General features: G+C 48.0%; 16 protein-coding genes. 5 read left to right on the forward strand and 11 right to left on the reverse strand.

Annotated elements, in window-relative coordinates; translation table 11 throughout:
- Positions 1-82 precede the first annotated feature (82 nt).
- Together EXT46_RS05905 and EXT46_RS05910 are read right to left on the reverse strand one after the other, a co-directional pair.
- Positions 83-2,524, reverse strand: coding sequence for a prolyl oligopeptidase family serine peptidase (locus EXT46_RS05905; RefSeq protein ID WP_130145884.1), 2,442 nt, complete (start codon positions 2,522-2,524; stop codon positions 83-85).
- Positions 2,525-2,618: 94 nt separating this feature from the next.
- Positions 2,619-3,311 carry an SDR family oxidoreductase gene (locus EXT46_RS05910; RefSeq protein ID WP_130145886.1) on the reverse strand — a complete coding sequence of 231 codons (693 nt, stop codon included), beginning with the start codon at positions 3,309-3,311 and terminating at the stop codon, positions 2,619-2,621.
- 121 nt (positions 3,312-3,432) lie between these two features.
- Between EXT46_RS05910 and EXT46_RS05915 the strand changes: the two genes are divergently transcribed.
- The 3 genes from EXT46_RS05915 (at position 3,433) to EXT46_RS05925 (ending at position 6,993) form a co-directional block, all read left to right on the forward strand.
- Positions 3,433-4,446, forward strand: a complete 1,014-nt coding sequence (locus EXT46_RS05915; protein ID WP_045979043.1) for a LacI family DNA-binding transcriptional regulator — start codon at positions 3,433-3,435, stop codon at positions 4,444-4,446.
- Positions 4,443-5,672 (forward strand): glycosyltransferase, encoded by a 1,230-nt coding sequence (locus EXT46_RS05920; RefSeq protein ID WP_130145888.1) that lies wholly within the window; start codon positions 4,443-4,445, stop codon positions 5,670-5,672. The genes EXT46_RS05915 and EXT46_RS05920 overlap by 4 nt, the downstream gene beginning before the upstream one ends.
- A gap of 94 nt (positions 5,673-5,766) precedes the next feature.
- Positions 5,767-6,993, forward strand: a complete 1,227-nt coding sequence (locus tag EXT46_RS05925) for a threonine/serine exporter family protein (protein ID WP_022946616.1) — start codon at positions 5,767-5,769, stop codon at positions 6,991-6,993.
- 456 nt (positions 6,994-7,449) lie between these two features.
- Here the strand turns inward: EXT46_RS05925 and EXT46_RS05930 are convergent, their stop codons facing one another.
- The 4 genes from EXT46_RS05930 to EXT46_RS05945 form a co-directional block, all read right to left on the reverse strand.
- Positions 7,450-8,601, reverse strand: coding sequence for a hypothetical protein (locus EXT46_RS05930; protein ID WP_130145890.1), 1,152 nt, complete (start codon positions 8,599-8,601; stop codon positions 7,450-7,452).
- The gene (locus tag EXT46_RS05935; protein WP_130145892.1) at positions 8,519-9,379 is read right to left on the reverse strand and encodes a hypothetical protein; all 861 of its coding nucleotides are present in this window, start codon (positions 9,377-9,379) and stop codon (positions 8,519-8,521) included. Before EXT46_RS05935 ends, EXT46_RS05930 begins: the two co-directional genes overlap by 83 nt.
- Before the next feature lie 56 nt (positions 9,380-9,435).
- Positions 9,436-10,083: a hypothetical protein gene (locus EXT46_RS05940; protein WP_130145894.1), complete on the reverse strand. Its 648-nt coding sequence runs from the start codon at positions 10,081-10,083 to the stop codon at positions 9,436-9,438.
- Positions 10,084-10,333: 250 nt separating this feature from the next.
- Positions 10,334-10,729, reverse strand: a complete 396-nt coding sequence (locus EXT46_RS05945; protein ID WP_130145896.1) for a VOC family protein — start codon at positions 10,727-10,729, stop codon at positions 10,334-10,336.
- 20 nt (positions 10,730-10,749) lie between these two features.
- Here EXT46_RS05945 and EXT46_RS05950 point away from each other — a divergent pair, with 20 nt between their 5' ends.
- Positions 10,750-11,019, forward strand: a complete 270-nt coding sequence (locus tag EXT46_RS05950) for a ribbon-helix-helix domain-containing protein (protein WP_130145898.1) — start codon at positions 10,750-10,752, stop codon at positions 11,017-11,019.
- Between the two features lie 108 nt (positions 11,020-11,127).
- Here EXT46_RS05950 and EXT46_RS05955 read toward each other — a convergent pair whose 3' ends face one another.
- Positions 11,128-11,727, reverse strand: coding sequence for an ABC transporter substrate-binding protein (locus EXT46_RS05955; RefSeq protein WP_022946612.1), 600 nt, complete (start codon positions 11,725-11,727; stop codon positions 11,128-11,130).
- A gap of 234 nt (positions 11,728-11,961) precedes the next feature.
- Here EXT46_RS05955 and EXT46_RS05960 point away from each other — a divergent pair, with 234 nt between their 5' ends.
- Complete coding sequence (locus EXT46_RS05960; protein ID WP_130145900.1) at positions 11,962-12,492, forward strand: acyloxyacyl hydrolase; 531 nt, start codon at positions 11,962-11,964, stop codon at positions 12,490-12,492.
- Between the two features lie 52 nt (positions 12,493-12,544).
- On the opposite strand, the gene EXT46_RS05965 is transcribed toward EXT46_RS05960, so the two are convergent.
- The 4 genes from EXT46_RS05965 to EXT46_RS05980 are packed head-to-tail and all read right to left on the reverse strand — an operon-like array spanning position 12,545 to position 19,345.
- Positions 12,545-13,549 carry a zinc-binding dehydrogenase gene (locus tag EXT46_RS05965; RefSeq protein WP_130145902.1) on the reverse strand — a complete coding sequence of 335 codons (1,005 nt, stop codon included), beginning with the start codon at positions 13,547-13,549 and terminating at the stop codon, positions 12,545-12,547.
- 42 nt (positions 13,550-13,591) lie between these two features.
- Complete coding sequence (locus EXT46_RS05970; protein ID WP_130145904.1) at positions 13,592-15,016, reverse strand: TolC family protein; 1,425 nt, start codon at positions 15,014-15,016, stop codon at positions 13,592-13,594.
- Positions 15,003-18,152 carry a multidrug efflux RND transporter permease subunit gene (locus tag EXT46_RS05975; RefSeq protein ID WP_130145906.1) on the reverse strand — a complete coding sequence of 1,050 codons (3,150 nt, stop codon included), beginning with the start codon at positions 18,150-18,152 and terminating at the stop codon, positions 15,003-15,005. Before EXT46_RS05975 ends, EXT46_RS05970 begins: the two co-directional genes overlap by 14 nt.
- Before the next feature lie 8 nt (positions 18,153-18,160).
- The gene (locus EXT46_RS05980; protein WP_130145908.1) at positions 18,161-19,345 is read right to left on the reverse strand and encodes an efflux RND transporter periplasmic adaptor subunit; all 1,185 of its coding nucleotides are present in this window, start codon (positions 19,343-19,345) and stop codon (positions 18,161-18,163) included.
- Positions 19,346-19,413 lie beyond the last annotated feature (68 nt).

Consider the following 19,413-nt stretch of genomic DNA (forward strand, 5'->3'; position numbering starts at 1 on the left):
CCAGCGACTAACACCCTGTCTTACTGACGCTTACAGGCATAAAAAAACCCGAGATAAACTCGGGCTTTTAGCATGGTTTCAGTTATTCGCTAGGGGTATTGAGCAGATACTTATCAAGCCACTGCTCTTGCTCCCATAAAACATGAAGCAGACTCTTACGGGCACGGTAGCCGTGGGCCTCGTAAGGCAGCATTACCAAACGTGCATCCTTACCTAGGCCCTTCATCGCCGCATACATGCGTTCACTTTGCATTGGGAAGGTACCGCTGTTGGGATCTTCCTTGCCGTGGATCATCAACATCGGTTCGTTAATCTTATCGACATGGAAAAATGGCGACATGTTGGCGTACACGTCTTGCCCTTCCCAGAAGTTACGCTCTTCACCTTGGAAACCGAATGGCGTTAAGGTGCGGTTATAAGCGCCACTGCGGGCAATTCCTATTTTGAACAAGTCGCTGTGGGCAAGCAAGTTAGCCACCATAAAGGCGCCATAAGAGTGCCCAGCGATAGCGATGTTGTCTTTATCGGCGACGCCTTTGTCTACCAGTACATCCACCGCTGCTTGGGCGCTGGCTACTAACTGTTTACGGAAGGTGTCGTTAGGCTCTTTGCCATCCACGCCGACAATGGGCATTTTCGGGTCATCAAACACGGCAATACCTTTAGCGAGATATGGCATTGGGCCCCAATAGCCGATATAGGTAAATTCATAGGGCGACTCCCGCACCTGAGAAGCCACGTCTTTATCTTTATACTCGAGTGGATAGGCCCACATCAGCACCGGAATGCTGCCCTGTGAAGGGTCATAACCTGGAGGTAGATACAGAGTACCCGATAGCTCAACACCGTCATCGCGCTGATAACGCAGTTGCTCTTTTTGCACCCCTTTAAATGCTGGGTACGGGTGCGGGAACTCGGTCAGCTGAGTTAACGCATTATTGTCTAAATCACGAATAAATAAATTAGGCTGCTCGGTTTTTGACTCACGCACAGTGATAAAACGGCGCCCTTCATCATCAAGCATCCCCACCACGCGCTCATAATAAGGCGCTTCACTTTGCCATAACCGCTGGGTGCTGTTGGTTTTTACATCATAGCGGTCTAGAAACGGAATATTGCCCTTTTCTGAAGCGCCATTACCACGTAAAAACACATAGCGGTCGCCGATGACTTTCATTACTCGAGCGCCGAGGTCGTTGGTGGTGTAAATCGGATTACCGGGGTCTTTGTAGGCATCGTTATAGCTGCGCTCTGAGAAAAGCACCGGTGAGCTGGATGCATCGTCAGGTTGAATAACCCAAGTACGTAACATGCGATCGCTAAAGCGCCATTCACTGAGGGTTGCCACCGTATCGTTACCCCAAGTAATACCAGCGAAACGACGCTCTACTTTAGTAAACAGCTTAGGTTTACGCTTAAACGGTGCACTCAAGCTATAAACGTAATCATGGTGCGGCACATCGGTTTTCATATCGCCGCCATCTTGAGCCTCAGCCCAGATCACCGTTGCCCCTTTATCAGCACGCCATTCAAAGTCACGAGGGCCGGTGCGCACACTGTCAAAGCCCTGGGGAATATTATCCGCCAGTGGCTGTTGCGCCAGCTGTTTACGCTCATAGCCACTCATGCCCCAGACAGACCAAGTCGCGGCGAAGCGATAATAAGGCACCTGATAAGAAAACGGCTCATTCAATGCGCCAATCAAGAGATTGGTGCTATCGGGTGAAACACTAAAGCGACGAAATAACGCGGGTTTACCTACTTTTGTCGCCTTGCCATCGAGGCTAACGCGATACAGCTGCCCTTGCCCGTAAAACTTGAATAACGCTTCGTCATGAGGGCTGGTGAGCAAGTTTTGATAGGTACGGGCCGGTGCTTTTTCCCCTGTGGTTTGCTGGATCACCGGCACCACGGTACTGGCATCATCTTCAGGGGCTTGTTTATCGGCATTGATAGCATGGTTGATAATCACCCCGCTGGCATCGGGTAGCCACTGATAGGGCTTAGCTGCCACCACTGAGTTCAGGGCTAAATCTGAAAGCTGCTGCAGTGCCTGGTTTTCAATATCATAAAACCACAATGTGGCGCTATCTGGAGTTTCCCACACAAAACTAAGGTAGCGACTATCACTGGACCATTGCGGTGAGCGCATAATACCCTCACCTAAACCGTCGACTTCGATACTCTTGCTGCCATCCACTGCCTTAAAGCTTAACGCCGTGTATTTATTACGTACGCGAGAGCGAGAGAAGTTCTTTGGATTTAGTTTAATACCAGCGAGCTTGAGCTCCGGTTTAGCCAATGCTTGCAAGCTTTCAACTCGACGACGCTCAAGTAAGGCCACATATTGGCCATCAGGAGATAACATCGACCGGGGTGCAAGCTTCGCTTCTACGACTTGCGCCAGCTCTGGCGAGGGCATTTGATAGCCCGATTGTGCCGCTGCCTGTGAAGGGGCCGCATGAGTGTTCAGGCTTAGCGTACAAGCTAAGCCCAACACACTGGCAATAAAGCGTTTTTTCATTATTTTTCCTTTATTGTTATGGATTCCTGTTAATGTCTTAAAGGTATTCTAATGCCTAAGTGTTACTGAGCAACTTTTTGGGTCCAATGCCCGGTTACCAAGGTAATTGCTCTGCGCGATAGTTATAAAAACCGCCGCTTTGCGACATCTGCAACGAGTCGATGACTTGTTTTAGGCCACGGGCCGACTCACTGGCATCAATAAGCGCATGGGGTCCGCCCATTTGTGTACGCACCCAACCCGGATGTAAGGACACTGTTTTAATGCCGTGTTCACGCCAGTCGTTACTGAGGCTTTTCACCACTGAGTTCAACGCGGCTTTAGAGCTGCGGTAAATATAGCCACCGCCTTTAGTATTCTCGGTGTGACTCCCCACTTTTGATGACAACGCAGCAAACACACCGCTGTCGGCGCGCGCTAAATGCGGGAAAAAGGCTTGCGCAAGTTTAGCCGGTGCTAACACATTAATGTCCATGACCTGTTGCCAAGCAGCAAAGTCGAGATTAGCTAGGCTGTAGCCTTTAGGGCCATAGATGCCGGCGTTACTGATCAGCACATCAATCGCAAGGTCATGGTAGTGCTCTGCGAGCGCCGCGATTTGCTCATTATCGCCGATATCTAACGCCTCAATGCTGATGTTACTGTGCGCTTGCGCCAGTTGTTGTAAGGCCTGCGCCTGTTCTGGATGGCGGCAGGTTGCGATTATTTGCCACTGCTGCTGACAATACTCTTGTACTAGGGCTAAGCCAATGCCGCGATTGGCACCGGTGATTAAAACCTGGGGCATAAATGTCTCCTTACGCGTCTGTCATAGGTCTATGCCCAGCGTAACAAAGTCATCATCACAAGGCTGCTATTTAGGTCAATTTAAGCTAGTATGGCCCGTCATATTGCAGCTGTATTACGCCATGATAAAAAAGCACCCCAACGATAAAATCACCATATTTGATGTCGCCGAGCACGCAGGCGTATCAAAATCAACGGTCTCCTTAGTGCTCACCCACAGTGACAAGGTCAGTGATAAAAGTAAGGCAAAAGTCGAGCGCGCCATTGCCGAGTTGGGCTACGTATACAACCGCGATGCGGCGTCGCTGCGCTCAAGGCGCTCTCGTTTAGTGGCTTTGGTGATTAATGATTTAACCAATCCGTATTCGGCGCAGTTAGCGGTGGGCTTGGAGCAATATATTTATGATTTAGGGCTCGTTCCCATGTTGGTTAACACCGGCGAGAGTTTTGCTCGCCAGCAACAAGTGGTCAACACCTTAAAAGAGTACAATGTCGCCGCATTTGTAATGTGCCCTGCGCCGGCAACGGATAAGCAATGGCAGAATGAGCTGATCCAAAGCGGCTTCCCAGTTATTAATATCATGCGCGAAATTAGCTTAAGCAGCGCGCCATGTATTTTGCCTGACAATCGCAAAGGCACATTTTTAGCCGCCGAACACCTCCTCAGCCAAGCGGTGCAGGAGCTAGCATTTATCGGCGGCAATAGTGATATTTCTGATTATCATGAGCGTCTCGCGGGGTTTGAACAAGCGCTCAGTGAGCACCCAAGTGCTGTACACAGCCACATCATTAACTCTGCGACGACACGCCAAGGCGGGCATCAAGCCTTTCAGAAACTGCGCCGCCAAGCACCCTCGGTGCAAGCTGTGGTGTGCTTTTCCGATGTCATCGCCTACGGCTTTATTGAGGCCATGCGCGAGGTTGGCTTGACCCCAGGGAAAGACATTAAAGTGGTGGGCTTTGATGATTTGGATGATTCGGCGTTGATGACCCCAGCGCTGAGCTCAGTGCGCATTGACGCTGCAGAAATCGGCCGGCGCACCACGGCGGTATTAAAAGAAATCATGGCGGGTAATAAAGCCCCAGTACGCACCTTGATAGATGTTGAATTACAAGTACGGGAGTCAAGCCTATGACCCAAGTGTTAGTGATTGGCTACGTGTGGCCAGAGCCGAATTCATCGGCGGCGGGCAGCCACATGATGTCGTTATTAAAGTTGTTTCGCAGTCAAGGGTGGCAGGTCGAGTTTGCCTCTCCTGCACAGCGCTCCGAACACATGCAAGATTTGACCGAATATGGTATCACCTGTCGCGATATCGCCCTTAATTGCAGTAGCTTTGATGCCTATATCAGCGAGTTGCAGCCGGATATTGTTATGTTCGACCGGTTTATGATGGAAGAGCAATTTGGCTGGCGCGTGGATAAGTTTGCCCCCGAGGCACTGAAACTGCTCGATACCGAGGACTTGCAATGCCTGCGCGGAGCTCGCCATGAAGCGCACAAAGCGGGCCGTGAGTTTAGTCATAACGACCTACACGGTGATCTAGCCAAAAGAGAAATCGCCGCCATTTTACGCTGCGATTTAAGCTTGATTATCTCCAGCTACGAAATGCAGCTGTTAGAGCAGGTGTTCAAGGTTGATAACGCCTTAGTGCATCATTTGCCGTTTATGGTTGATACCGCCGCGCTGCATTCGCATTGGCCGAGTTTTGAACAGCGCCAACACTTTATGACCATTGGTAATTTTCGCCACGCGCCAAATTGGGATGCGGTGCTGTATTTACAACAGATTTGGCCTCTTATTCGCAAACAGCTACCTAAGGCTGAGTTACATATCTACGGCTCATACCCACCGCCTAAGGCCACTGCATTACATAACCCGAAAACCGGCTTTATCATCAAGGGCTGGGCCGAAGATGCACATCAGGCCATGAGCTCGGCACGGGTATGTCTTGCGCCGCTGCGCTTTGGTGCGGGCATTAAAGGCAAATTACTCGAAGCCATGATCACCCGTACGCCTTCGGTTACCACCGCCATTGGCGCAGAGGGCATGCATGGGGATTTGCCTTGGAATGGTGCCATTTGCAATGACGCGCAGCTGTTTGCCGATGCCTCAGTTAAGCTTTATCAACAACCCAGCGAATTTACTGCTGCACAACGTCATGGCGATGAGTTGCTGCAACGCTTTTATAACGGCGAAGCACTCGGTAAGCAACTGATCACGGCTCTTGATGGAATACGCGCCGATTTAGCTGGCCATCGCCGCAATAACTTCACCGGGCAAATGCTCAAACACCACACCATGCGCAGCACCCAATATATGGCGCAGTGGATTGAAGCGAAAAATTCATTTAAACCTTGATAGAAATCAGTAGACAGTTAACCTTAGATCAATAAAATGCGCGAGCGCCTGCAATGCAAGGTGCTGTTTTATTTTAAAGATTTGAGGTCACTGCGTGGAAGACGCCCAATTTAAAGAAAAGCGTAAATTTATCGTTAAGCTCGGTAAAATGCTGCATAAGTATGGCACCCCAGCCTACCGCCTAGAAGCGCATTTGATGGAGGTGGCGACCTACTTGGAACTCAAATCCTCGTTTGTAATGTCGCCCACCTCGGTGACCTTTGTGATTTGGACAGAAGGCCATGAGAATGAATACACTCATGTTGCTCGCGTCGACCCCGGCGATCACGACCTTGGCTCCCTCGCCAATACCGATGAAGTGGTAAACTTGCTGCTTAATGGCGAGCTCAGCATTAGTGAGGCCGATCAGCGCCTTGACGACATAGCCGTGATGCCCGCGCCTTATAATAAACTCACCACCGCAGGTGCCTTTGCCATGACCGGCGGTGCCTTTGCTATGCTGATGGGCACAAGCTGGAACGATGTGCTGTGGTCAGCATTGCTGACCTTGGTGGTGTATCTGTTTGTGTTATGGTCCGGGCGCTCAAAGCGCGTGGCACACATGCTAGAGCCCTTAGTGGCGGTAGTCTCGGCGCTGATCGCCTGCGCCGTCAGTGTCTATCTCGACCCTTACATCAATATCCGCTTGGTGGTGCTCTCCAGCATTATTGTGTTTATTCCCGGTCTCGCCCTGGCGCTCGGGCTCGCCGAGCTGGCGGCACGGCATCTGGTATCGGGCACGGCACGGGTTATGGACTCTTTCATGTTGCTGTTTAAGCTGTATTTTGGTGCTTTTATCGGCATTGGCCTGGGCTTTGCGCTGTTTGGTCAGGCTGACTTTGTGGCCCCACAACCGCTGCCGAAATGGACCGCCTGGCTCGCAATTTTACTGTTATGCTTATCTTTGGTGGTTATTTTTCGTACCAAAACCAAACACGCACTGTGGTCTATTGCCTCGGGGTTTATTGCCTATGGTGCCAGCATTGGCTCCGCCGCCTACTTAGATTACACCCTCGGCACCTTTGTCGGCGCCCTAGCCGTAGGCATTTTTAGTAATCTATTTAATCGCATTGCCAACGCTCCCGCTTCCATTGTGGCTATGCAAGGGCTAATCGTACTGGTGCCGGGATCAAAAACCTATATTGGCTTGAACTCCCTAATTGAAGGACAGGACTTCGTCTATGCCGACCACATCGGTCAACAAACCTTTTTGATTTTTATGTCGCTGGTCGCCGGACTTATCTTCGCCAATGTAGTCCTGCCACCGAAAAAGAGTCTATAACATCAGTGACTAAACTGAAATAAAGCCACCACTAACAACACAAGGAGAGAGGGGGAGATACTACCAGCTCATATCGAGTAGCTTGAGTTACCAAAAAACAAGAATTGGTGGCTCATTCATCTTGAACTCAATGTTGTAAAATGAGACATAGTCTTCGTCACATTTCTACTTTAACTGTTACCTCATAACCTGGCGCTACCAATAATTCTATATTTACTACAAATGAGAGCGAGAAAAGTATTATCCCCGGTGAATAGGTTTTTCATGTGCTTAAGCGGACCATTTAGAAAGTCTCGCTTGAGGAGGTACCGGAAAATTGTTCGATAATATTTATAAAAATTTAAATAAAAACAGTAAAGTAAATAAACTTGCAACTCCATAATCCACACTATCTGCTCGCTACTTTGGAAGTTCTTTTAAGCTGAGAGAAAACTCTCCAAGAAACTCCTAAAAAATTTACTGTTTGATAAAATCAACATACCTATGCTTTATCGAAATAGATTTCATGTACTTGCTTAAAAAGTCCTGTCCCAAAACGAGATTACAAATAAGAGAGTTATTTGCTCTAAATAATATGGGTACATTATCCAAAGAGAAGTTATCACCTCGAATGTATAATTTCATAAGTGGTACAATTTTTCCTAGGGCAATCATCTTACCTATGATTTCATCCGCACCAACATTTACCACCCTCTCACTCTGCAATAAGTCTCTCATTATTTTATATGTTTTTGGCATCAAAACTGTTGTTCTTGAACCAGAGTCTATACAAATATTAGCACCCTCTATAAATTTTCCTCGCATTTCGATACTTCCGGTAAAGAAAAAATTATTTTGATCTCTGAATAGTTCACTTCTAGAGCTCTTCTTTTTCAAGTTTTCGATGAGGTTAATAGACGCCAATTCATTTAAGAAACTAACACCCAAAATATTTTCCTCTAACTCGAAAAGGGTTGGAAAATAAGAACCTAGAATATCCTTTACTCCTATATTTACACTATATTCTTTCCCATAAAAGGTAGATATTGAAAAGCTTGAGTAGGGCTTTGGCAAAGGCTTAGATATTCCAGAATGACCAGCAGCAGTATCCACTGTAAATGACTTCAAGCTTCCATAAGAATCTAGGGATGGATGGAATGTTGTATCTACATAAAGCACTGTTTCGTCAAATTTTGACGGATCAACTTTAAAGAAACTATTAAGAAACTTTAAGTTTCCTAATTTTTTCTCTATGCTATTTTTAATGTTTTCATGATCGTCTAACCTTTCATTATTCAGAATCAAAAAATCATTAAGGACCTTCCATGATCTATTATAATCTTTATTTTGCTCAAAGTAATGTGATTCAAATAATGCGCAATTATAACTCCGCTCGAGACTACTTTTACACAGTTCACAGCTAGAGCTATTGACCTCTTTTCCGGTTACATAGTGTAGCCATAGTGCCGAATAGCAATTGTCTGAAACCTTGCTAAGCTCGATATAATTTCCATAATAAACATTCCTATCTATTGCGCCCTGTAAATCAGTGGCTTTGCTGCTTGTAACCACTAACAAAGTCAAAAATAGGACTACAGGTTTTCTCCAAGAAATATCTATTTTTTTCACTTTTATTATCTTCAAACTTTTTAGTTGCATCTAATAGGTTGTCAATTGCAAATTTCTTGAATCCTAAACTTGCCGAATAGGAAACTCTATCACCTCTATTCCTATTGTAATAATGCATTTCAAACTCTTTTTCATTGAAATTATATGTGAAGTCAAGATCTTTGACATTAGAAGAAAGATATTCGTTACAAAAATCTATTGTATAAGCAAGAAATTCTTCATCATAATGATCAATCACCCGCTTATTTTCAAAAATATAAACATGAAAAAGCTCATGAACAATTACTCTTACAGCCTTAACAAACGTTTCGTATATTGATGGTAGATCACAATACTTTAAAGGCATTGAAATTATAATTGCAAGTGGTTCATTATACTTTATTTTACGCTTGATTGTAACATCAAAACCCACTTCTGGTACAATGTAAACTTCGAAATCAATTCTTGGAAAAAACTCAGTGAAACCATGATAAAAGTAATTTTCATCATATATCAAATCCACATTATTTGAATCAAAGCAACTCATTAATGAATTAGAAGCATAGAATGAAATTGAACGTTCACCAAAACTTATAGATGAAACATGTGTACTATTAAAATCATCTAGACTTTTTATATAGATATTCTTTCCACTTGGCCTGTAATATGAACGAACAGAATAAGTCGAACCATTCATATTAACCATATGTATGGACTTATTATCTGGTATATTAATAACAGAAGAGCAAGAAGTTAGCAGACCAAAAGCTACGTAAAGAAAAAACTTTAACCGATACATAGGTGTTCGTAAGAATAAAAAGGGGGAGAAATCCCCCTTACTGTTGTTAATCGAAACTACATTCCGATACAGGCGTCAGGGTCTGTTTCATGGAAATCATCATCCGGATCGGCTGAACACCCAGTGTTCCCTGGAACCGAATAGGTTACAGTTGCAAGGATTTCACTTTGTTCCTTTACCTGTTGCTGGACACTAACCGGCGTCGCAAGGCGATTTTTTACTGTAGTATCATATTCAATTTCGACATTATCCGCGATATCTACAAATTGCAATGACCAATTCTTTATATTTTCAGGGTTGGAAAATTTTGCGATATTCCCGACTTTGACTACGGGGAAAGCACGAGAGCTTATTTCCTGACCACTAGAAAATACCTTTACTGTTGCTTCATTTCTATCGATTGTCGCGGTAGCACCAAATGAGGGGTTGATATGAATTTCATATTCTGCGACATCTAACCCCTGCCACTCTGAATATGTAAAGCCTGTTACGCTAGCAACCATTTCTGCTATACTTCTCATAAAATTATTGGTTTGCCCCGTACATAGACTCGTGTGTGTTGCTGCACAAGCACTAACTGTAGTCTTATCAGTTGAGCCATCTCCATTGTCTCTTGTCCTTTCATGCGTGGCTTTTAGAGATGCTTGACACCCCGCGAGTCCAACACATCCTACAACCACCAAAGATATAGCTAAATTTTTCATATGTTTATATCCTTATATATCTATTCTTATCATTTCCAAATAAACAACACAAATAATGTGTCGAATAAATAAGCTAGAAAAGAAACAAGCTAGTGTCAAGATTCTCATTTTAATTTTAACCTTAATTAATCGATTTAAGGTATTAATGGTAGGCATTGGCAAAAGCAAATAGGTTTATTCGTTCACTCACTGCTTATACTCATGACCTTTATTCATATTTTCTATAGCCAAGTCTGTGCTTGGCTCGTTCCTACCTATACACCTCTGAGCGTTCAATCACTTCAATATCATAGCCGTCGGGATCTTTGATAAAGAAAAACTTAGCGACTAAGTCATCACCATTGTAAAAGGATTTGATTTCTTTGGGTTGATAGCCTGCGACGATGGCTTTGCCGTGCAGCGACTCGAGATGCTCCTCGGCAAAAGCGAGGTGGCCATAGCCGTTACCTAGGTCATAATCGCTATCACTGTGATGATTCCAGGTCAGCTCTAGTTCAAAGCTGCTGTGTTCATTAGCTAAATAGATAAGTGAAAAATCAGCAAAATCGACCCTTCTTTTCACCTGCAATGCGAATACATCGTGGTAAAATTGAATCGAACGTTGCGCGTCTTTCACGCGGATCATGGAATGAATCATTTTGGCCATTATTTACCCCAGAGAAATCTATGTGTGAACTCTATGCATCAACTTCCCCTGAACGCTACAGTGTTAAAAAGCGCTCTATTCGTATTCAAGGTGTGGTTACCAGCCTCGCTTTAGAAAATGAAATTTGGCATACCTTAGAGCGCATTGCTGCCCAAGAGCAGCTGCCCTTAGCGGAATTTATTTCCACCTTGTATCAGGAAGTGATTGAGCGTCATGGCAGCATAACCAACCTCGCCTCAATGCTAAGAGTCACGTGTTTAACGTACTTAGACCAGTGTAAACAAAGCTGAGTCGCTAAGGGTAGTAAAGGAATACTACATTAATAATAAAAAGCGGGTGAGCGCCTTATCGGGAGCCTCATGGGTAAAAGGCTACTCGCTCACCCCAAAGGGAAGGGATTAACTTTTCGCTGAGAGCTCTTGATTGACCTGGTCAATACCCACTTCGCTAATACGTGCAATGATCTCTTTTTGCTTCGCGTTGAGTAATGAGATGCCCTCAGCCACGAGGTCGTACACACGCCAGGTGCCAGATTTATCGCGGCGCAGCTTAAACACAATATCTATGGTTGGCTTACCGGGCTCAACAATTTCGGTTTTTACCGAGGCATAGCCATTGTCACCGTGGCCGTTAGGTTTAATAAAACGCACTTCCTGGCCTTTATAACTCATCAAGGCATCGGCATACGTCACTGTTAAGTACGACTCCACTGCATCAATGAACGCCAGCGCCTGCCCCTTATTAATCTCGCGCACGTGTTTACCCAATAACTTAAACGACACAAACTTAGTATCAATGTGCGGAATTAACCGTGTTTTCACGACTTCTTTAAGTTTGGCTTTTTTGTCATCACCTTGAGCATCGACTGCGGCGATATCGACAAAGAGCTTATCGCCCACTTGCTTGAGCAGAGAAAACGGCGTATTGGTTTGCGCAGCATGAGCTGAGCCAAACGCAACAGCAAAAAAGAGTAATAAAAAATAACGATATGCTTTCATAGTGCATTCCAATGAGCTGTGAATGGTGAAATTCTAGCGCAGCGGCCTTCGCAAAGTAAGAAACAATAATGCACAGCATTGGTTCCAAAAATGCACATATCAATAACACCAGTAAAATCAGCTAATTAAGGTTTTTGTGCCATAAAGGCACAGTTGTTGTGCACGGGTGCGCATTGAAACTAAAGGGGTGGATATAGATATTACCGCTACTTTTTAGCAGCTAAACACAGACGTATGAAAGCAGTAATCATCCCATTAACCTTAGCGCTAAGTTCGCTCGTTATCACGCCGGCTCAGGCAGAGCCTCGCCATGGTGTTGCCAGTCACTACATTCAAGGTGAAGGTGATGTTAAAGGCATAAAATTGGCCTATCAGTACTACGTCAACGACTATTTACCCGAGCAATTCTCCCAGTTTGATGTGTACTTCGAGACCAGCATCAATTTTTGGCGTTACGGCAAGGACAATCAACACGATCAAAATGTGGTGGTGGCACTATCACCGGTGTTTCAATACCCGATGACCACATTCAAAGGACGACCCTTGGTGCTGGAGTTTGGTATTGGTGTATCACTACTTGACGACACCCAGTTTGCTGGCAAAAACGTAAGCACCCACTACCAATTTGAAGACAGAGTTGGGGTGGTTTATAAAATGGAAAATGCCGATATTGGTGTGCGCTATATGCATTATTCTAATGCAGGGTTTAAAAGCCCGAATCCTGGCCTGGATTTTATCTCTGTTTCTTACACTCATTTCTTCTAACAGCAAAAAGGGCGCTAAGCGCCCTTTTATAAAACAATGTGCTACACCCGCATTAAGGCTGAATTTTGACCACCGGGCGCGATCGCGCACTGTGATTGTATAAGGTCGTCAGCGCATCTCGCACTGCCGCTTCGGTAAACGGGATCACCTCCAGATCCGGCGCAATAATCGCTCCCGATTGTACGTCTCCAATCAACTGTTGCCCCATAAAGCTAAGCTTTTGCTGTGCGCATAAGCTGTTCGCCAACCAAGCACCACCGAGGGACACCACAGAAATGTTCGGTGCGCGGCGGAATAACAGTTCTTGGGGAATACTAGGAAAGCCATTTAAACAGGCGATACGGCCACAAAAGCGCAAATGCTCTAGGTCACATAAGAATGAGTCACCACCACAGGTGTTAAGAATGGCATCAAAGCCGCCCGGACCCAGCTCATGTTTAATATTGCACTCCAGCCCTTCGCAATTGGCATCAAATACCACATCGGCCCCCAAAGCTTTCAGCCGCTCATGCTCCCCTGCTTCACTGTAAACGAACACCATAGCCCCGCGCAGCTTGGCATACTGAATAGCAAAATGCGCCACCGCCCCGCAGCCAGAGTCAATCAGCAGACTGTCTCCTTCTTCAAGCTGCAGCTTGTCGAGCGCTGCTAAGGCCGTCATACCGGCATTAGGCAAGGTGGCCGCAACCTCACTTGGCACCTCAGCGGGCACTTCCGATACCGCATAGTTAGGAACAGTGGCATACTCTTTGAGCATGCCTTGCGAGCCGAGGCTGGCGTTGAACATCACCCGTGCACCCTTGGCGGGAAACACGCCTGCGGGCGCGTTCAGTACCGTTCCCACCGCATCTAGGCCCAGCACATGAGGATATTGCCAATGGCAAAAGCCTTCTGCTGCCAGCTTGGCGTCGATGTGGTTTAACGCCACATATTCAATCGCCACTAACAACTCATTGTCATCAGCGACGGGAACGCTCTGCTTATTCATGCAAAGGGCAAATTGCGGCGACGGTTCATTGATCACCATCGTTGTCATTTGCTGTGCTGACTCTGCCATAACTCTGACTCACCTCTTAAATACTGTTCATGCGCAGAACCCCTAGATGACGGGCACCTTGTGCAGTGCGCGACTCCAACGTCCACTGAGCTCGGAATATACGCCAACCTGGGCATTGAGCCAAGTGTCACGCGTGATCAGGGTATCCTGCTGTGCTATTAAAACATCTTGACGGGCGTCCAACAACTCAAGGTATGGCAACTGCCCTTCCTCGTATGCAGCACGCGCTTGTGCATAAGCCTGTTGCGACGCTTGTAAGCGCGATTGCGCCAAGTTCAATGTTTGCTGTTGTTGGAAAACGGTTTGCAGCGAAAGTTCCGCACCGGCTATGACATTACTCAAGGTTTGCCGATAGCTATGATACTGCGCCTGCGATAGGGCTTTTTGTTGCTGCAATTGTGCCAATAGCTCAGGGTAGCTAAACAGCGACCATTGCACTTGCGGCGTAACCTGCCACTGCCCCTGAGTTTGTTGAAAATGACTGCCACCTACGCCCAACACACCGGCAAACGCACTAAGGCTAACATCGGGGTACAACGCACGTTGAGCGCTGGTGCTCAACGCCGCCTGTTCGGTTAATTGGGCAACACTGCGGCGTACATCGGGACGTTGCATAAGCGCTTGCTGTGGGTCTAACAAGGCGAGATTGAGCGCCCACTGTTGATATTGCGCCTCGCTTAGCGCCGTTAGCTGGAGCTGCTGCGCGCTGCTATCGAGAATCATCGCTAAGGTGGCGCGCTCGGCCAGCATCAAGGCTTGTAGCTGTGGCAGGCGTTGTTTTAGCTGGAAGTATTGTGAGCGGGTGCGATTGAGTTCAAACTCGGTCGCCACGCCCTCTTCGACTTGTACCGCCAGTATATCCATACTTTTCGATAACGCCTCAAGTTGCCGCTCGGTCAGCTGCTGTTGTTGGGCAAACCCTTGCCAACGCATATAGCTGCGCACCGTGGTAACCACCAGCTCTTTACTGAGCTGTTGATGTGCCGCAAGTTGGGCAAGGGTGCGGGCACTGGCAGCATCGGCAAGCGCGCGCAGACGCCCTGATAAATCCAGCTGCCAATTGAGCACACCGCGCGCACTGGCCTGTTCCTGCACGCCACTATATGCAGTTTGAACGTTCTTACCACGCTGCGCTTGAGCATTCAGGCCACCATTAGGCCAGTAGGCAAACTCACTGACATCCAAATTGGCCAATGCCGCCTTAATACGTGCGCTGGCGGCTTGTAAGTCTTGGTTGCGCACCAACACGCTATCCACCAGCTGGTTTAGCTCATCACTGTGCAGTTGCTGCCACCAACCGATTTCATCCGCACTGCGCTGCGCCATCAGCACCTGATTGCGCTCAAGGCGCTGCTGCGTTTGTTTGTCTGCCTGTTGCGCCTGAGCAATAATACGCTCGCCGGGAGCAGCGCAGCCTGCTAAGGCTACGATACTCAGAGCTATGACACTCATTTTAGTTGTGTTCATGATGCGCTCCTTTTTGCCCTAAGGTCACCACATAGTAAAATACCGGCGTAAATAGTAGACCAAATACAGTCACGCCAATCATGCCAAAGAACACCGCATTGCCCATGGCATGGCGCATTTCTGCACCAGCCCCAGAGGCCAGTACCAAAGGCACAACCCCCGCTGTAAAGGCGATGGAGGTCATAAGAATCGGGCGTAAGCGCAAGCGACATGCTTCAATAATGGCCTGCCAATGACTGCGCCCTTGTTTGTGACTATCGCGGGCAAACTCCACCATCAAAATGGCATTCTTAGAGGCCAACGCCACCAATACAATTAAGGCGATTTGCGTGAAGATATTATTGTCGCCACCAAGTAGCCACACTCCCAGTAATGCCGAGAAAATCGTCATCGGTACAATCATGATAATCGCCAACGGCAAGCGTAAACTTTCGTACTGCGCCGCCAGCACCATAAATACCAACAGCACCACTAAGGGGAATACGTAGACCATGGTATTACCGGCAAGAATTTGCTGATAGGTGACTTCGGTCCACTCATAGGCGATGCCGTTAGGCAAGGTGTCGCTGAGCACCTGCTCAATGGCCAACTTCGCTTGATCTGAGCTGTAACCCGGTGCCGGACTGCCGTTTAGCTCGGCACTGGGGTAGCCGTTGTAGTGCATGACACGATCAGGGCCAGTGGTAGGCGTGACCTTTAATACCGAGCCTAGAGGCACCATGTCGCCGCTGCGATTACGCACTTTAAGCTGGGCGATTTGCTCGCGTTGCTGGCGATAATCAGCATCGGCTTGTGCTGTCACCTGATAGGTGCGACCAAAGACATTAAAGTCATTCACATACAGTGAGCCCAAATACACTTGCAGCGCATCAAACACCTCATTGAGCGGGATCCCCTGCAGCAGTGCCTGCTCGCGGTCGATATCAATGTTCATTTGCGGCACTTGAATGCGGAAGCTGGAGTATAAACCCGTTAACTCCGGTTGCTGACGCGCCTCGGCGATGACTTTTTGTAGCGCGGAAAAGAGCGCTTCAAAGCCTTTATTTGCTCTGTCTTCAAGCTGCAACTTAAAGCCACCTGTGGTGCCAAGGCCTTGAATGGGCGGCGGTGGAAACACTGCAACATAGGCTTCATCAATAGCCGCAAAACGCTGGTTAAGCTGGGCTGCGATAGCGTGTGCCGACATGCTCGGATCACTGCGCTTATCAAAGTCATCAAGGGGCGTGAACACAATGCCGCTGTTGGTGCTATTGGTAAACCCGTTCACCGATAACCCAGGGAAAGACACGGTATTAGCCACACCGGGAACTTGCAGCGCAATTTTCTCCATTTGCTGCACCACTTCGTGGGTACGCTCTAAACTGGCCGCGTCGGGCAATTGCGCCACCGCAACCAAATATTGCTTATCTTGCACCGGAATAAACCCACCCGGGACTTGTTGAAATAACCCCACGGTGGAGCCCACCAATACCACGTACACGGCACCGACGACCACACTCATGCGCAATAGCTTTTTAACCAGTCGCTCATAGCCGTTGGCGCCTTTGTCAAAGAGTCGATTAAAAGGTTTAAATAGCCAAGTCCCAAATAACCGCTCCAACAGCTGTGTTAGCTTGTCAGGCTTGGCATCATGGGGCTTAAGCAATAAAGCAGACAACGCTGGCGATAAGGTTAAGGAGTTAAACGCCGAGATAAGCGTGGAGATAGTAATGGTTAACGCGAACTGCTTATAAAACTGACCCGATAGCCCGGTGATAAACGCCGTGGGAATAAACACCGCACATAATACCAAGGCAATGGCGATAATGGGCCCGGTGACCTCGGTCATGGCAATGCGCGTGGCCGCCAATGGGCTATGGCCATTTTCAATATTACGCTCGACATTTTCGACCACCACAATGGCATCATCAACAACAATGCCGATGGCCAGTACCAGCCCAAATAACGACAGGGTGTTAATCGATACACCGAGCCACTGCATCACCGCGAAAGTACCAATGAGGGAGACCGGCACCGCAATAAGCGGAATAATGGATGCACGCCAGGTTTGCAGGAATAAGATCACCACCACCACAACCAGTAGAATCGCCTCAAGCAAGGTTTTGATCACCGCATCAATCGAGCCGCGCACAAACACGGTAGGGTCGTAGGCAATATCGTATTCGACGCCAGCAGGAAAGTCTTGTGACAGGCGCGCCATGGTTGCACGAACATTATCGGAAAGTTCAATGGCGTTCGAACCCGGACGCTGAAAAATCGGAATGGCTAACGCCGGTTGCCCGTCTAGCATCGCCCGCAGGGCGTAATTGTCTTGCCCTAACTCGATACGAGCAACATCGGCTAAGCGGGTAATTGCGCCGTTGTCATCAACACGCACCACCACCTGCTCAAACTCGTCAACGCTGGATAACCGCCCTTTGACGTTTAGCAGCACTTGAAACTGACTACTTGTTGGTGAAGGCTGAGCGCCCAGACTGCCCGCTGCGACTTGCTGGTTTTGCTCACGCAGCGCCGCAACCACATCCATAGCTGTTAGCTGACGCTCGGCCAGCGCACTGGGGTTGAGCCACACGCGCATAGCGTATTTACCACCGCCAAACATCTGCACATCGCCAACACTGCTCAGGCGTGCCAACTCATCCTTGATATACAAATCGGCATAGTTCGACATATACGAGGTATCGTGGGTCTTTTCAGGAGAATAGAGGTGAACCACCATAGCCAAATTCGGCGAGGACTTTTGCGCCACCACACCTAAGCGCTGCACTTCTTGCGGCAATCGCGGTAAAGCGCTATTCACTCGGTTTTGGACCTGTACCTGAGCGCGATCCAGGTCTGTTCCCAAGGCAAAGGTCACCGTCAGGGTGAGGCGGCCATCACTGGTGGCCTGAGAAGACATGTACAACATGTTCTCAAGGCCATTTATTTCCTGCTCTAACGGCGTGGCAACAGTTTCAGCGATCACCTTAGGGTTAGCACCGGGGTAAGTGGCATTGACCACCACCGTAGGCGGCACTACCTCAGGGTATTCACTGACCGGTAACTGGAATAATGAAATAGCCCCGGTGATCACAAACACCAAAGACAACATGGCCGCAAAAATCGGCCGGTTTATAAAAAAGTGTGAAAAATTCATACGCTCCCCTAACGCGCTGCGCTTAATGCATTATCAGCGTCCTGCGCCGGTGCCATAACAAAGCGCGTGTCGCTAAAGTTAAGCGGGATTTCGTTCACCGACACCGTCATACCAGGGCCGACACGCGCAGGACCATTGGCAACCACCAATTCACCCGGCTCCAGTCCTGATTGAATAGCGCGAAACTCACCATAACGCTCACCGAGTTGCACTCGGCGGTATTGCAAGGTGTTATCGCCATCAACGGTCAACACAAAACGGTTTTTCAAATCGGTGCCAATGGCACGCTCCGGAACAATGGCTGTTGGGCTGGCCCCTTGTGCTGCCAAGTTAATGCGGGCAAAAGCACCAGGCTTTAACTGATGAGCGACAGCGTCAAATACCGCACGTACGCGCAAGGTTCCGGTTCTGGCATTAATTTCATTGTCGATAAAATCAATGCGCCCGGTGATAGCCTCGCCCTCTGCGCTTTTACGCAAGTTTTGTAGAATAACGCGCGCCTGAGATTGCGCATTAATACCGGCAAAATCTTGATACCAGGTGCGCTCGTCAACATTAAAGTAAGCGTAAACACGGTCGTTAGAGACAATACGCGTTAACACATCTTGGCCTGCGGTGATGTGATTGCCGGCTGTAATTTCGGCGCGGGAGATAACGCCATTAATCGGCGAGCGTATGGTCGCAAACTCTAAATCGAGTTCGGCGGCTTGCAGCTCAGCTTTAAGGGCACTGCGCTCGGCTTGGCGCTGCTTTAAAATAGCATCGCGTTGCCCTGCTTGTTCCGTGGACATGGCATTTTTGGCCAGTAGACGCTGCGCCCGCTGCGCCTCACGCTCGGCCTGTGCCAATGCTGCTGAGTTGCTGATCAATTGCGCTTTTAAACGGTCCACTTGGGCGGCAAAAGGACGGGGGTCAATTTGAAATAACGGCTGACCTTTCTGTACCTGCTCACCCTCACTAAAAAAGGTTTGCGTAATTTGCCCAGATACCCGGCTTTTCAGCGCCACTTTGCTCGGCGCCTCCAACCGCGTAGTGAAACTGTGCCAACGCTGCGCGGGTTGCATTTGCACGCTGGCCACATCGATGGTCATCATTGGCCCCTGAGGGGTTGCTTGCTGGCTGGCTTGCTCCGAGCAGCCTGCTAGTATCAATGCAGCACTTAATAGTACCGCTGTTGTTTGCGCCAATCGCATAGTTTATCTCCTTGTTCGAAAGTACTGTCGATCCTAAGGAAAGCGATTGATGATAAAAATAGTGGTTT

The organism is Pseudoalteromonas sp. CO325X (genome assembly GCF_004208955.1).
In the GTDB taxonomy this organism is placed as follows: Bacteria; Pseudomonadota; Gammaproteobacteria; order Enterobacterales; family Alteromonadaceae; genus Pseudoalteromonas; species Pseudoalteromonas ruthenica.